The organism is Streptomyces sp. RLA012 (assembly GCF_056270325.1).
Map to the genome: position 1 here is coordinate 4,204,876 of NZ_JBWDPA010000002.1, position 15,573 is coordinate 4,220,448.

At 70.0% G+C, this 15,573-nt stretch carries 11 protein-coding genes; 5 read left to right on the plus strand and 6 right to left on the minus strand.

The genetic code is table 11. The features are described from left to right. The first annotated feature begins 201 nt into the window (after nucleotides 1-201). Nucleotides 202-1,584: a M14 family metallopeptidase gene (locus RV986_RS18945; protein ID WP_475918552.1), complete on the plus strand. Its 1,383-nt coding sequence runs from the start codon at nucleotides 202-204 to the stop codon at nucleotides 1,582-1,584. 93 nt (nucleotides 1,585-1,677) lie between these two features. On the opposite strand, the gene RV986_RS18950 is transcribed toward RV986_RS18945, so the two are convergent. From RV986_RS18950 to RV986_RS18970, 5 genes are all read right to left on the minus strand, one after another. Then, nucleotides 1,678-2,274: a hypothetical protein gene (locus tag RV986_RS18950; protein WP_475918553.1), complete on the minus strand. Its 597-nt coding sequence runs from the start codon at nucleotides 2,272-2,274 to the stop codon at nucleotides 1,678-1,680. Between the two features lie 64 nt (nucleotides 2,275-2,338). Beyond that, on the minus strand, nucleotides 2,339-3,841 hold the full coding sequence (locus tag RV986_RS18955; RefSeq protein WP_475924327.1) for a GntP family permease: 1,503 nt from the start codon (nucleotides 3,839-3,841) through the stop codon (nucleotides 2,339-2,341). A 159-nt stretch (nucleotides 3,842-4,000) separates the two neighbouring features. Continuing rightward, complete coding sequence (locus RV986_RS18960) at nucleotides 4,001-4,411, minus strand: RidA family protein (RefSeq protein WP_475918554.1); 411 nt, start codon at nucleotides 4,409-4,411, stop codon at nucleotides 4,001-4,003. Further along, complete coding sequence (locus tag RV986_RS18965; RefSeq protein WP_475918555.1) at nucleotides 4,408-5,181, minus strand: IclR family transcriptional regulator; 774 nt, start codon at nucleotides 5,179-5,181, stop codon at nucleotides 4,408-4,410. Before RV986_RS18965 ends, RV986_RS18960 begins: the two co-directional genes overlap by 4 nt. Continuing rightward, entirely contained in the window at nucleotides 5,178-6,287 is a 1,110-nt protein-coding gene (locus tag RV986_RS18970; RefSeq protein WP_475918556.1) for a sugar kinase, read from the minus strand. Before RV986_RS18970 ends, RV986_RS18965 begins: the two co-directional genes overlap by 4 nt. A 143-nt stretch (nucleotides 6,288-6,430) precedes the next feature. Between RV986_RS18970 and RV986_RS18975 the strand changes: the two genes are divergently transcribed. Then, nucleotides 6,431-7,699, plus strand: coding sequence for an amino acid deaminase (locus RV986_RS18975; RefSeq protein WP_475918557.1), 1,269 nt, complete (start codon nucleotides 6,431-6,433; stop codon nucleotides 7,697-7,699). A gap of 38 nt (nucleotides 7,700-7,737) precedes the next feature. After that, nucleotides 7,738-9,360 carry an N-acyl-D-amino-acid deacylase family protein gene (locus RV986_RS18980; RefSeq protein ID WP_475918558.1) on the plus strand — a complete coding sequence of 541 codons (1,623 nt, stop codon included), beginning with the start codon at nucleotides 7,738-7,740 and terminating at the stop codon, nucleotides 9,358-9,360. A 21-nt stretch (nucleotides 9,361-9,381) separates the two neighbouring features. Here RV986_RS18980 and RV986_RS18985 read toward each other — a convergent pair whose 3' ends face one another. After that, a complete protein-coding gene (locus tag RV986_RS18985) occupies nucleotides 9,382-10,275 on the minus strand; it encodes a S1 family peptidase (protein WP_475918559.1) in 894 nt (297 codons plus the stop codon). 692 nt (nucleotides 10,276-10,967) lie between these two features. Between RV986_RS18985 and RV986_RS18990 the strand changes: the two genes are divergently transcribed. Both RV986_RS18990 and RV986_RS18995 read left to right on the plus strand, forming a co-directional pair. Next, entirely contained in the window at nucleotides 10,968-11,237 is a 270-nt protein-coding gene (locus RV986_RS18990; RefSeq protein ID WP_475918560.1) for a hypothetical protein, read from the plus strand. A gap of 675 nt (nucleotides 11,238-11,912) precedes the next feature. Next, nucleotides 11,913-15,530, plus strand: a complete 3,618-nt coding sequence (locus RV986_RS18995) for a laminin G domain-containing protein (RefSeq protein ID WP_475918561.1) — start codon at nucleotides 11,913-11,915, stop codon at nucleotides 15,528-15,530. The last annotated feature ends 43 nt before the right edge of the window (nucleotides 15,531-15,573 follow it).

Consider the following 15,573-nt stretch of genomic DNA (forward strand, 5'->3'; position numbering starts at 1 on the left):
CCACAGCCACGACCACGTACGCGGCCGATTCCCGCCACCGGCTCTTTGTCACCTCTTGACCTGGCCATGCCAAACGCCCACCATATGCGCCACACCCGCACGCACCCGCACGCACCCCGTACGTCGCAGTGAAAGAAGCACCCCCCAGCTCCATCCCCCACATCCGGCGACCCCGGATCACTGGAGAAACAAGGAGACTTCATGCGACTTCGCATACGCGGCAGCGGCGCCCCAGGCCCCGCAGACACCGCCGGTGGCAGGCGCGGCAAGCGCACCGCCGCCTTCGCCACCCTGCTGGCGCTCGCCCTCGCGGCCCCCGTCACCGGTACGGTCACCAGCGCCACGGCGACCGGAGCGAAGGCCCCCGCGCCCTCGGCCGACGACATCCGCCAGTACGAGATCCACCAGAGCACCACCCCGGTGACCCGTACGGCCATCCAGCAGACCGGCGTCACCGTGGACGAGGCGGACGAGGAGACCGTCGTCGTCTCCGGCCGCGCGGACCAGATCAAGAAGCTGCGCCAACAGGGCTACGAGGTCTCGCTGTTGGGCTCGGCACCGGACCGGTCCAGCAGCGCCGACGACGTACGGCTCTTCGACTTCCCGACAGCCGACTCGAAGTACCACAACTACACCGAGACGAACACGGAGATCAACCAGCGGCTCGCGGCGTACCCGAGCATCATGAGCAAGCGTGTGATCGGGAAGTCGTACGAGGGCCGGGACATCGTCGCCATCAAGGTCAGCGACAACGTGGCGACGGACGAGTCCGAGCCCGAGGTCATCCTCACCTTTCATCAGCACGCCCGCGAGCACCTGACCGTCGAGATGGCGCTGTATCTGCTGCGCGAGCTCGGGGCCGGATACGGCAGCGACTCCCGCGTGACCAGCATGGTGAACAACCGCGAGATCTGGATCGTCCCGGACCTCAACCCGGACGGCGGCGAGTACGACATCGCGACCGGCTCGTACCGCTCGTGGCGCAAGAACCGCCAGCCCAACTCCGGTTCCTCGTACGTCGGTACGGACCTCAACCGGAACTGGAACTACAAGTGGGGCTGCTGCGGCGGCTCGTCCGGGTCCACCTCCTCGGAGACCTACCGCGGCGCCTCCGCCGAGTCCGCGCCCGAGGTGAAGGTGGTCGCCGACTTCGTACGCAGCCGGGTCGTCGGCGGGAAGCAGCAGATCACCGCCGGGATCGACTTCCACACGTACAGCGAACTGGTCCTGTGGCCCTTCGGGTGGACCACCGCCGACACCGCGACCGGCATGACCGCGGACGACGCCGCCGCGTTCAAGGCCGTCGGCCAGAAGATGGCGGCCAGCAACGGGTACACGCCGGAGCAGTCCAGCGACCTGTACATCACCGACGGGTCGATCGACGACTATCTCTGGGGCAGTCAGAAGATCTTCGACTACACCTTCGAGATGTATCCGACGTCCAGTTCCGGAGGTGGGTTCTACCCGCCCGACGAGGTCATCGAGCGGGAGACCTCACGGAACCGGGACGCCGTGCTGCAGTTGTTGGAGAACGCGGACTGCATGTACCGGTCGATCGGGAAGGCGACGCAGTACTGCAGCTAGGAGTGGGGACGGACAGGTGGTCGGGGAACTGCGGGCCGGTTGTGGCTGGGCGCGCCCACGCGGCAAAGCCGCATAGGTCACAGCCCCGCGCCCCTACGGGGCGCTCTCGTCCGGGGCCTCTTCGGAATCGTCGCCCTCCTCGAAGTAGGCGTCCAGCACCGCGTCCAGCTGGTCCTCCCACTCCTTGAAGCGCGCCCGGGCCGTCGCCTCGATCTCGATCGGGTACCAGCGGCGGTCCGGGGTGTGCACCGTGATGGTGAACCGCTTCCCGAAACGGGGCGACTCCGTCTCGACGGCGCCGATCTCGTCCCAGCGGAACTCCGCCGCCTGGTCGTCCAGGCGCAGGTGTACACCGCTGTGGTCGGCCTTGATCGAGGCCCGCCGGTCGGAGGCCTCGAAGACCGGCCCGTCGGGGTCCGGTTCGGGCTCGGAGTCCGGGTCGGACTCCGAAGTGGCCTCCTCTTCGGGCTCGGCGGGCGCCTCCTCGGCGACCGCCTCCTCGGGGGCGGTGTCCTCGGGGGCGGCGTCCTCGACAACCGCCGCCTCGGACGCGGCCTCTTCGGAGGCGGCCTCCTCGGCGACCGCGCCCTTCGGCTCCGCCGTCGCGGGTGACGTAAGCCCGGGGATGTACGCCGGGTTCACCGCGGCGGCGTCCAGGGGCTGGCTCTTCGAACCTATGCGCTGCTCCACAGCGGGAAGTATGGTCGAAGATCCTGTGTCTGGCACAGCAAGCCCCCACTTAGCTATCCGCCTGTTATACGAAGAGGCTCACCACGGCGGCCACGGCGAACCCCGCGACGGACAGCACCGACTCCAGGACGGTCCAGGTCCGCAGCGTGTCCCGCTCGCTGATGCCGAAGTACTTCGCCACCATCCAGAAGCCGCCGTCGTTGACGTGCGAGGCGAAGATGGAGCCCGCGGAGATGGCCATGATGACCAGGGCGACGAAGGCCTGGGAGTGGTCGCCCTCGGTCAGCAGCGGGGCCACGATGCCGGCCGTGGTGACGATGGCGACCGTGGCCGAGCCCTGGGCGACCCGCAGCACCAGGGAGATCAGATAGGCGAGGACGACCACCGGCAGACCGACGTCGTTGAAGGTGTCGGAGAGCGCCTGGGCCACACCGCTGCCCTTGAGGACCGCGCCGAAGACACCGCCCGCACCGACGACGAGCAGGATGTTGCCGATCGGCTTCAGTGACGCCGTGGACACCGTCTCCAGCGACTTGCGGGACCAGCCGCGGCGGATACCGAGCAGGTAGTACGCCAGCATCAGCGCGATCGTCAGCGCGACGAAGGGGTGGCCGAAGAACTCGATGACCGAACGGCCGGTGGAGGGGTCGAAGGCGATCGAGGAGAAGGTCGCGAGCAGGATCAGCACCAGCGGCGTACCGATGATGGCCAGCACCGTGCCGAGCGGCACCGGCTCCTCCCGCAGCTCGATCCCGGCCGCCCGCTGCTCCTCCACCAGCGCGGCCCTGGACTCCTCGGCGGCCTCGACCATGTCCTGCGGTACGGGTACGAAGATGCGCTTGCCGATCCACGCGGACCAGGCCCAGGCGGCGAGCACGGCCGGGATACCGCAGAGGACGCCCATGAGGATGACCCAGCCGAGCTGTACGTGGAGCAGTCCCGCGGCGGCGACCGGGCCCGGGTGCGGCGGCAGGAACGCGTGGGTCATCGACAGACCGGCGAGCAGCGGCAGGCAGTACAGCAGGATCGACTTGCCACCGCGTTTGGCGGCGGCGTACACGATCGGCGCGAGGACGAAGATGCCGACGTCGAAGAAGACGGGGATGCCGAAGATCAGGCCGGTGAGGCCCATGGCGAGGGGCGCCCGCTCCTCACCGAAGAGGTTCAGCAGCCGGGATGCCAACACCTCGGCGCCGCCGCTGACTTCGAGGATCGCGCCGAGCATCGTGCCGAGCCCGATGATGATCGCGACATGGCCGAGGGTGCCGCCCATGCCGGATTCGATGAGGGAGACGGCGTCGGACCTCTGGACCGTGCCGAAGAGCTCGGTGACCGAGAGACCGGCGGCGAGGCCGACGGCTATGGAGACCGCGAGGAGCGCCACGAAGGGCTGCAGTCTCACCTTGATGATCAGGACGAGGAGCAGCGCGATGCCGAGCGCGGCGACGGTCAGCAGACCGGCGGTGCCGTGGATGAGGGCGATCAGGCCGCCGGTGTGGGGCGGGGCGGGTGGTGGGGTGGTGGCTGCGAGCAGAAACGACGTGGGAGAGGGCAGGGGCGGGGACATGAGCGAGGACATGGGCGGGGGACCTCTGCAGTCGGGTAGGTGGAGCATGCGGCTTTCGGGCAAGGGGGATCGCGGCACGGCGTCCCGTGGGGGTGGACGCCGTGCCGTGATGTCGTACGGGTGCGGGAGTCGGAGCGGGAGTCGGAGGGGGGCGGTCGCTCAGCCCAGTACGGCGAGCGCGTCGATCTCGACGAGGAGGCCGGCCGGCAGGCCGACGTAGACCGTCGTGCGGGCGGCGGGGGGCGCGGTGAGGCCCTGCTCCTCGAAGTAGGTGTTGTAGATCTGGTTCATCTCGGCGAAGTGGCCGACGTCCGTGAGGTAGACGCGGATCATCATCGCGTCGTCCCAGGTCGCGCCGCCCTCTTCGAGGATCGCCCGGACGTTGGCGAGGGTCTGGAGGGTCTGTTCGCGCAGGGTGGGGCCCGCGGGCGTCGGGGGCCTGCCCTCCTCGGCCGGGAGGAAGCCGACCTGCCCGGCGACCTGGAGGATGTTCCCCTTGCGCACACCGTGCGAGAACCTGGCGGGCGGGGTGGTGTGGGTCTTGGGAGTGAGGGCGGTCTTCTCGGTCATGGACGTCCTGGACTCTCTTCCTTGGCTGGGGGCTTGCCGGAGTACTCGTGGCTGATGGCGACGGCGGTACGGCGCACCAGCGGGAGCAGGGTGAGGAGTTCCTCGGCGGTGACGACGACGTTCGGCGCGGACACCGACATCGCGGCGACGACGCGTCCGTCGGCGCCGCGGATGGGGGCCGCGACGCAGTTGATGGACTCCTCGTGGCCACCGAGGTCGGTGGCCCAGCCCTGTTCGCGCACCGTGGCCAGTTCCTTGAGGAAGGCGGCGGCGCCCGGGGTCGAACGGGCCGTGTACATGGGGTAGTCGAGCTTGTCGGCGAGTACGCGGCGCTCGGGCTCGGGGAGGTCGGCGAGGAGGAGTTTCGCGACGGCGGCGACGGTGATGGCCACCGGCTTCCCGATCCGCGAGTACATGCGCACCGGGTAGCGGCTCTCCACCTTGTCGATGTAGAGGACCTCGTTCTCCTCGTACACCGCGAGGTGGACGGTGTGGCCGCAGTTCTCGTTGAGCCGTACGAGGTGGGGGTGGGCGATCTCGCGGACGTCGAGGTTCTCGACGGCTTCCTGGGCGAGGGCGAAGAGGCGGGCGCCGAGGCGGTAGCGCTGGTCGGACTGGCGGTAGACGAGGCCGTGCTCGTGCAGGGTGCGCAGGAGGCGGAGCGCGGTGGACTTGTGGACGCCGAGGCGGTCGGCGACCTGACCGAGGTCGGCGGGGCCCTCGGCGAGGAGCGGCAGGATGCTCAGCGCTCGGTCGACGGTCTGGCTCATGGGGTACGTACCTCCTCCTCGGCCCGTATGACGGCTTCGGTCCAGCCGGGGCCGAGTCGAAGTGTCTCCCACGCGTGGTCGTCCAGAGCGGCCAGCCGGTCGGCGTGGTCGCGGGCGGGAGGCGCGGCGAGGTCGCCGGCGACGGTGAGGGCGGCGGCGGCCATGAGGTGGCCGTGCCGCAGCCGGTCCCGGGCGGGCAGGGCGCGCAGGGTGGCGGAGAGGAACCCGGCGGCGAAGGCGTCGCCGGCACCGACGGCCGCGATCACGTCGACGCGCAGGGCGGGGACGAACGTGGCGGTGTCGGTGGCGTCCCGGGCGGCTCCCGCCGCGGCCCTCTCGAAGACGGTCGCCCCGTCCCCGCTCTGCTTGACGACGAGGACGGCGGGTTCCGGCAGTGCGTCGCGGATCGCCCGAGGCCCGCGCAGCCCCCAGGCCGCGCGGGCCTCGTCGTCCCCGACGAACACGATGTCCGCGCCGCGCGCGAGGTCGAGCAGGACGCGCGGTCCGTCGGCGTCGCGCCACAACCCGGCGCGGTGGTTGACGTCGAAGGACACGAGGGGGCCTCCCGCGCGGGGCGCGGTGAGTTCGCGCATCAGGCCGAGGCAGTCCTCGGACAGCGCCGCGGTGATGCCGGACAGATGCAGTACGCGGCCCGCGCGGACGTCGTCCAGGTCCACGGTGTCCACCGCCATCGCGGAGGCGGCGGATCCGGCCCGGTAGTAGGCGACCTCGTGGGCGTCGGTGGCCCGGTCGCCCGCCGTGCGGAAGTAGATGCCGGTCGGGCGCGCGGGGTCCCGTCGTACGGCGGAGGTGTCGACGCCGTATCCGGCGATCACCTCGACGAGATGGTCGCCGAACCCGTCGTCGCCCACCCGGCCGACCCACTTCACGGAGTGGCCGGCGGCGGCGAGGGCGCACGCCACGTTCGACTCGGCGCCCCCGATCCCCCGCTCGAACGACGGGACGTCGGCGAGGCGCCCGGGCCGGGTGGGCAGGAACGTGACCATGGACTCGCCGAGCGCCACGACGTCCACCCCGTCCGGGGCGGCCACCACGTCCGGGGCGGCCACGGCGTCCGGGGCGTCGACGGGTCCGTTGGGGGTCACGATGACGGGGGCTCCTCGCTCTCGCGGCCGACGGTGGCGCAACGGCACCGTTGACCCTGCGTTGGCTGGGATGTTAGACAGCAGTAAGCGGCATACGCAATGACCGTTGCACACAGCGCAATGACGGTGAAGGGAAGGCCCTCATGACCGCCTCCGAGATGGCCGCCCGGCTCGCGGCCGACCGTGTCGACCACCGCTTCAAGGGCCTCCCCCCGGACGCCGGGGGCCTGACCGTGGGTGAGCTGGCCGCCCAGCGCCGCAATCTCTTCACCGGCGGCTTCACCACCCCCGTCCTCGCCCTCTCCGCCGAGCGCCTGACGCACAACCTCGAACTGATGGAGACCTACGCCACCCGCCACGGCCTCACCTTCGCCCCGCACGGCAAGACCTCGATGGCCCCGCAGCTGTTCTGGCGGCAGATCGAGCACGGCGCCTGGGGCATCACGCTCGCCGTACCCCACCAGGTGCGGGTGGCACGGGAGTTCGGGATCGACCGGATCTTCCTCGCGAACGAGCTGGTGGACGCGGCGGCGCTGCGCTGGATCGCGGCCGAGCTGACGGCCGACCCGGACTTCCGCTTCATCTGCTACGTCGACTCGGTGCGCGGCGTCGAGCTGATGGACGCCGCGCTGCACGGCTCCTTGCGCCCGGTGGACGTCGTCGTCGAGCTCGCCGCCGGTGACGGGGCGCGCACCGGCGTCCGTACGGAGGCGGAGTGCGCGGCGGTCGCGGACGCGGTGGCCGCGACGGGGACACTGCGGCTGGTCGGCGTGGCGGGGTACGAGGGCGAGGTGCCGGGGGCGGACCCCGAGCGCGTGCACGCCTGGCTGCGGCGGCTGACCGCGCTGGCGGTGGACTTCGACGGAGCCGGGCGCTTCAAGGGCCTCGACAGGATCGTCGTCAGCGCGGGCGGCAGCGCCTGGTTCGACGCCGTCGCCGACGTCTTCGCGGAGATCCCCGGACTCTCCCTGCCTGTGCTGAAGCTGCTGCGCTCGGGCGCGTACGTCTCGCACGACGACGGCCACTACCGGAAGCTGACGCCCTTCACCCGTGTCCCGGAGGAAGGCGCCCTGCACCCCGCGTTCCGCCTCTGGGCCCAGGTCGTCTCCCGCCCCTCCCCCGAGCAGGCCTTCGTCAACGCGGGCAAGCGGGACGCGGCGTACGACCTGGACCTGCCCCTGGCCCAGGTGGTCCGCCGGGACGGCTCCGAGCGCCCCGCGACCGGCATCGAGGTCGGCGCGCTCTCCGACCAGCACGCGTGGCTGCGGACGGCTCCCGAGGCGGATCTGGAGGTCGGGGACTGGCTCGGCATGGGCCTGTCCCACCCCTGCACGTCCTTCGACAAATGGCAGCTGATCCCGCTGGTGGAGGCGGACGGCACGGTCGTGGACTACGTCCGTACGTTCTTCTAAGAGGCCGTTGTGACGAATGTTTCTTGGAGGCCCCTGTGATGGATCTCGTCATCCGCGACGCGGAGGTCGTCGACGGCTCCGGCGGCCCTTCGTACCGCGCCGACGTGGGCGTCGAGGGCGGCAGGATCACCACCCTGCTCAAGGAGGGCGCGGCGGCCGGCTGTCTGCGGCCGGTCGCCCGGCGGGTGCTGGACGCCGAGGGGCTGGTCCTCTCCCCCGGCTTCATCGACATGCACGCCCACAGCGACCTCGCGCTCCTGCGCGACCCCGATCACAGCGCGAAGGCGGCGCAGGGGGTGACCCTGGAGGTCATCGGCCAGGACGGGCTGTCGTACGCGCCGGTCGACGACCGCACCCTCGCGGAGGTGCGCAGCGCGATCACCGGCTGGAACGGGCCCGGCGACGACATCGACTTCGGCTGGCGCTCGGTGGGCGAGTACCTGGACCGGCTCGACCACGGCTTCGACGGCGAGGGCATCGCGGTGAACGCCGCGTACCTGATCCCCCAGGGCACGGTCCGTATGCTCGCCGTCGGCTGGGACGACCGCCCGGCGACGGCGCGGGAGCTGGACCGGATGCGGCGGCTGGTGGCCGACGGCCTGCGGGAGGGCGCCGTCGGCCTGTCCTCCGGCCTCACCTACACCCCCGGGATGTACGCCCGGGACGCCGAACTCACCGAGCTGTGCCGGGTGGTGGCGGAGTACGGCGGCTACTACTGCCCGCACCACCGCTCGTACGGGGCGGGCGCCCTGGAGGCGTACGAGGAGATGGTGGCCCTCACCCGGGAGGCGGGCTGCCCGCTCCACCTCGCCCACGCCACCATGAACTTCGGCGTCAACGAGGGCCGGGCGCCCGAGCTGCTCGCCCTCCTCGACCGCGCGCTCGCCCAGGGCGCGGACATCAGCCTCGACACCTACCCCTACACCCCCGGCTGCACCACGCTCGTCGCGATGCTGCCGAGCTGGGCGGGCGAGGGCGGCCCGGAGGCGGTCCTCACGCGCCTGAAAAACGAGGAGACGGCCGAACGCATCCGGCACCACATGGAGGTGATCGGGGCCGACGGCTGCCACGGCGTGCCCATCGAGTGGGACACGATCGAGATCTCGGGAGTCACCGACCCGGCGCTCGCGTCGTACGTCGGCAGCACGGTCCGGCAGTCCGCCGACCGGCTGGGCGAGACCCCTTGGACGACCGCCCGCCGCCTGCTCCTCGACGACCGGCTCGGGCCGACGATCCTCCAGCACGTCGGGCACGAGGAGAACGTCCGCGCGATCATGCGGCACCGTGTGCACACCGGCGGTTCGGACGGCATCCTGCGCGGCGACAAGCCGCACCCGCGCGCGTACGGCACGTTCCCGCGGTATCTGGGGACGTACGTACGGGAGTTGGGCGTCCTCCCGCTGGAGGAGTGCGTCGCCCATCTCACCGGCCGCCCGGCCGCCCGGCTGCGTCTGCCCGACCGCGGCCTGGTCCGCGAGGGGTACCGCGCGGACCTGGTCCTGTTCGACCCGGACACGGTCGCGGCCGGGTCGACGTTCGCTTCCCCCCGTACGCTCCCCACGGGCATCCCGTACGTCCTGATCGACGGCCGGTTCGTGATCGAGGACGGGCGCCGGACGGACGTACTGGCGGGGCGGGCGGTCCGCCGGACTCCCCGGTGACCGCCCGCCGCCGCACAGGGGTCACGGCTTGGGCAGGGCGCACCCGCTCGCGCTCAGGTTGAGCTTGTTGCCGGTCGTGAAGCAGGCCGGGATCAGGTAGGTCTCCTCGGCGTAGTTGATGCCGGGGTGGATGGTGACGTTGCCGCTCGCGTCGACCTCGCACGGGTTGTTCAGCGTGCAGGTCTCGCCGTCCTCGTTGCCGGTGTTGTTGACGGCGACGACCTTGCCGGTGGCCTGGTCGATGACCGGCGAGCCCGAGGTGCCGCCGATGGTGTTGCAGGCGGAGGTGTAGCGGATCGAGTCCTTCCAGGTCCAGTCGCCCTCCTTGAGGCGGTACGCGAACCCGTCGATGTTGCAGTTGTAGAGCCGCTTCCAGTACCCGGAGGCGACCGTGATGGCGGTGCCGACGGTCGGGTGCGTGTCCTGCACGGTCAGCGCGCTGATGCCGTACGAGCTCAGGATCGTCGCGTAGGTGCTGGTGAGCTGGTAGATCGTGACGTCCGTGTCGGTCATCGTCGAGTACGCGACCTTGCTGGCCCGCAGCGTCGCCACCCGGGTGCCGGCGGAGTTGAGCAGGCCGAAGGTACGGGTGGACGCCTGGTCGACGATCACTTCACCGGGCTCCGGGAAGCCCGTCTCCAGGCAGTGGCCGTTGGAGAGCACGAGCGCCGGGTCGGTGGCCGCGGAGTTGGGGAAGCGGATGACGGAGCCGGAGCAGTTGCTGAGCGCGACGGTCCCGGCGAGGCTGACGGCCTGGAGGGTCGGCGCCGCCGCCTTCGTGTCCGTCGTGACCGCGGACACCGACGCCGACGCCGACACCGACGCCGCCTCGGGCGCGGGTGCCGCGACCGCGGGTGCCGCGCCCGCCCCGGCGATCACCAGGGCGAACAACGCGGCGACGAGAGGCTTTCTCATGTGGGGGTCCCCTCTTGCGACTTGGGCGACCGGAGATCTTCCGGCCACTTCCAGTTTTGTCATGCGCATTGTGATTCGAGGGGGCGCGGTGGGCAAGGAGCGGTTTCCGGCCGCGCGTTCAGGCCGTCGGCGCGGGGGAACGTCCGTCCGCACCCGCACTGTCCCGGCCTGTCCCGCGAGACCTCGGCTTTCCCTGCTTCTGGTGATGCGATGCGTACCGGTGCACGGCGCACGGTGCACAGGCGGAGCTGCGGTCACCCTGCCGGGCGGCGCGGGCGCACCAGAAGGCCGGCGATCCCGCGGGTCTCCTCGTGATCCCCGCCGAGGAGTACGCCTGATGAGCCTGACCGCGATCTCCCGGCCGAGGACGGCGCCGCAGCCGCGCCAGACCGTGCCCATACCGCCGGACTCGATCTCCTCGATCAGCTCATAGCGGCCCAACTCGCCGATCCTCCGCACCTGCGCCACGCGCCGCGCCCCCGTCCCGCCGTCCGCCGCCCCCTCTGGTAGGTCGAGCCGCCGGCCCGGAGCCTTCCGCGGGACCGACCATCACCGCCGAGTCACCGCCGGAGGCGGGCGAACTCCCCGGTGTTCGCGTGCGATGCAGTCAGTCACCTCGGTATCGGCCGACCGGACTGATGTGCTCAGCGCTGGAGTCGGTGTGTTTTGGATTCATACCGAGGTAGACAGCTGTGGCGAGGCCGTGGGAAACGGATTCGGAGACGGCTTTTCTGCGGCGGATCGGTAAGTCGCCACAGGATCTGGGGGTCACGTCCGACGGCCCGGACTGCCCCGATATCCGGGAGCTCGAGAACGGCGATGCAGCCGTCATCGGCAGGGACCTGTCGAGCTCGCTCTGCACGAAGCTGCCCGCTGGAGTGTCGCTCGGCCCCGACGAACGGCTCGTGGTGATCCCCAGGAACATGCTCATCGCGGCGAAGCCGGACATCCCCAATGTTTGATTCATTCCCCCAGGGGACCTGGGCCGCGACCTGGGCGTCGATCGCGGCCAGGGCGCGGCGCAGGGTGCCGCCCGAGACCGACCCAGGGAACACCGGCCGCCAGCGGTACTGGAGTTACCCGCCCTCCCGCACGGCAAGCCGGTGATCCCATTCGGCAGCCTGCACCTGCCGGGTGCCTCTTCTCTGCGACGCTTTTGATCCAGAAAGTCCAGACCATCACAAGTCGGAGGCACCCTTTTTCCGTCGGAGCATCAAGTCACGGCCCCAGCTGAACACATGAGGCTCATGCCCAGTCGAGCCCGTCGACGTTGTCATACGCCTGAGGCATCTGCTGAAGCGAAGACGGGTTGGAGCGCGAGGGAATCCGGCATGGCGCTCTGAATGCCTGAAAGTTCGCACAGTGTTGTCTTTCCGTCATGCTGCGACATTCGAGAAGCGTGCGCATGACTGTAAGCGGCTTTCCTGGTTTTGTGACCGATTCATGGCCGCCTTGCTTTCGGTGCTGGTTCACCTGTTCTTTGTTTGACCGCGCTGACTACCTGCTGTGTGATCTTCGGGTACGCATTGTGAGGATCAGGTAAGAAGTCTGGGGTGGGGGACATGGGTCGGGGCGTTTTATGCTGCCCGGGTGGCGGACGAAGGCGGCTGAGGGAACGGTTCGTCTCAGTCGCCGCGGTGACCGCGCTGTTGGCGGCTTTGCCCGTGCTGGGGGTGTCCGGGGCAGTGGCCGAGGCCCTTCCGTCGGACGGGACGGGCGCGGCGGCCGCGCTGCGCAAGGCCGCCGCGTCGGGGGAGCGGGTGGAGGTCCTCGACGAGCGTGCGGAGTACTCCACGACCTACGCGAACCCTGATGGCTACACGCTCACGTTGGAGCAGTCGGTTGTGCCGGTGCGGGTGGCGCGGCCTGACGGTTCGTGGGCGGCACCGGATACGACGTTGGAGCGGCGTGCTGACGGTGCGATCGCTCCCAAGGCGGCCGTCGCCGGTATCGCCCTGTCGCCCGGGGGCGGCAGTGACCCGCTGGTCACGCTGTCCGAGGACAAGCGGTCCCTGAGCCTGGGCTGGGCCGGGACGCTGCCGAAGCCGGTCCTCGACGGCTCCTCCGCCACCTACCCGGAGGTGCTGCCCGGGGTGGACCTGCGGATGACGGCCACCGTCGAGGGCGTGCGCCAGGTACTGATCGTCAAGAACGCGCAGGCCGCGGCGAACCCGGGACTGAAGAAGATCGAGTTCTCTCTCAAGACGGACGGCCTGACGGTCGCCACCCGCCCGGGTGGCGGCCTGGACGCGGTGGATGAGGACGGCAACACCGTCTTCCGCTCCCCGGCCGCCCTGATGTGGGACTCCTCCGGCGATGCTGCGGCCGCCAAGCCGGCACGCGCCGCGAACGAGGACACCCCGGTGCAGGACGGCGGCGGCAAGTCGTCCACGGACCAGGCCTCCGGTCCCAGCGACGGAGACGCCTCCGTGATGGTTCCCGTCACCGTCGACGGGAACACGGTCGCCGTCCAGCCGGATGCGGACCTCCTCGGCGGCGAGGACACCGTCTACCCCCTCTACATCGACCCCGACGTCGGGCTGGGGGAGGACGAACGCACCGTCCTGTCCTCCGACGGCGACACCTTCTACAACTTCCCCGGAGGCGACGACGGTGAGGGCGTCGGCTACTGCGGCACCTATGTGACCGGCGGCTACGCCTACTACTGCGGCTCGGGCTACAAGCAGCGGATGTACTTCGAGTTCTCGCCGAGCAAGCTGGCGGGCAAGCACGTCCTGGACGCCACGTTCCGGGTGACGGAGCGCTGGTCGATGTCCTGCACGAGGACGACCGTCGACCTGGTGCGCACCGGCAACATCTCCTCCTCGACGCGGTGGCCGGGACCGACCTCCAACTGGGACACGATGGGCGACCGGACCGTCGCCGCGGGACGCGGCACGCTGTGTGACCCGGACCAGCCGGACGCTCCGATCGAATTCCACGACGACCCCTCGCAGAGTTACGAGAACCTGACGTCGACGGTGAAGAGCTTCGCCGACGGCGACATCTCCCGGCTGACGCTGATGCTGAAGGCACACGACGAGTCCGACCCCAACGGCTGGAAGCGCTTCGACGACGACGCCAACCTCTCGGTCACCTATGTCGGCGTGCCGGCCGTGCCGACCAGCGCGGGCATCGTCCACGGAAGCGGCACCACGTGCCGCCCGGCCGCTGCCCCGGACATCGTCGCCGATCCCACCCCGACGCTCAGCGCCCGCCCGCAGACCGCCGCGGGCGGAGAGAGCGGCGCCCACCTGCGCGCCCACTTCTACGTCCAGAAAAAGGTCGGCAGCAGCTGGGAGCTGGCGACGGAACCGGTACGCCCCTTGCCGGGTGGCGGCACTGTGGGCGACAACGGCCTGGTCCAGTACCCTTCGCCGATCTCACTGACCGACGGGGCGACATACCGGCTGGCCGTGTTCACGCAGTCCATGTACGGCAGCAACGACACCAGCCACCTGGAATCTCACAGCACGGTCACCACACAGGACTGGTGCTACTTCAAGATCGACACGACAGCCCCGAAGGGCGTGAACATCACCTTCGGCACCCCCTACACCGAATGCACCGACAACCTCTGCGAGCCCGCCGGCGGGCCGGGGACAAAGGCGCAGTTCATCTTCGCGCCGCTGGCCGAAGACAAGGGCACAGTGATCAGCTACGAGTACCGGTTGTCGACTGAGAAGGAGCCGTCGCCGCCGATCGACGATGAGACGGTCAAGCCGTGGATCACCCCCCGTCTGGCCGGTCTGCAGCAGTTGCACGTGCGGGCCAGGGACGCCAACGGCTGGGGGGCCGAGAGCGTCGTCGAGTTCAAGGTCGCCGAGGGCACGAACGCGGTCGGACGCTGGCACTTCGACGACGCGGCGCCGAACTCGCCGGTGACGATCGCGAAGGACACCGCGACTGAAGGCACCCGGCACCCCGCGACCCTCTACACCAAGGGTGCGGGCTGGTCGTCGCTGGCCCGTCGCGGGGAGGGCGACCGGTCCCTGTGGCTGAACGACACCTCCAACCCCATTAATCAGTCCGGATACGCCGCGACCTCCGAGTCGGTCGTCAACACCCACTCCTCGTTCACCGTCTCGGCCTGGACCTACCTGACAGATTCCTCCGACTTCCGCACCGTGGTGTCGGAGATGGGCAGCGACAACTCCGGGTTCTCCCTGTACTACTCCTCCGGTGTGCAGCGCTGGGTGTTCCTGTGGAGCTGGTACGAGAACGGGGTACGCAAGTACCAGGGCGTCAACGCGGACGCCGCGGGGGTACCGCTGAAGACGTGGACCCACCTGGCGGGCTCCTACGACGCCGACTCGAAGACGATCCGTCTCTACGTCAACGGGCGTCTGCAGGCGGCCACGGCCGTCCTGCCTGAGGCGGCGGTCGCCGGATCGTCAGATGGGACCCTGCAGTTCGGGCGGGTCACCTACACCCCGGGCGTCTACCAGAACTACTGGCGCGGTCGGGTCGACGAGGTGGCCCTCTGGCAGCGGCAGTTGCCCGATGACGAGGTCGTCACCGAGTCTCGCCTGCTGGAGGCCGACAGGACTCCGGACGTCGAACTGGTTGCGGACTGGAACCCTGTCGGCGCGAGCGGCACTACCCTCGCCGACGCCGCGATCGGATACGGGCACAACCTCACACTCACCGGTGGGGGGAGCCTCGACGGTGAGGCCGTCGTCTTCGACGGCAAGAACGGCGCGGCCACGGCCGCCGGTCCGATCGTCGACGAGTCCGGTTCGTTCACTGTCACAGCGGGGGTGAGACTCGACACCGCGGCCATGGCCGCCAAGGACGACGGGTACGTAGCCCAGGTCGCCGGCCAGCGCGGCACCGGCGGAGGGACCTCGTGGGGCCTGTGGTTCGAGAAGACCGGGAGCATCCGGGATCCCGAGACCGGCGTCCAGACCCCGAAGGGCGTCTGGCGTTTTGGCCGGCTGAACGCGGACGGCACGTGGACTGCTGTTGTCTCCGATCAACCCACTCTCGTGTCGTCCAACAGCGTGACTCAGCTGACTGGTGTCTTCGAAGTCCGTGACGGTTCCACCAGCACCATCAGTCTGTACCTCGGCTCCAACCGCAGCGGCGACTACCTCACCTACACGGCCATCACCGGTTCCGGAGAGTTTGCGCTCGGCGAGGCTTTCGTGAAATCCGCACAGTACCTCGAAGGACGTATCACCAGAGCGCGGGTCTGGGCCGGAGCCATGTCTGACCTGCAGATCAAGGACTACACCGGCGGCTCTGATGCCTGACCGCGGTCTGTCCCGCTTCCTGTTCCACCGTTCCACTTCTGTC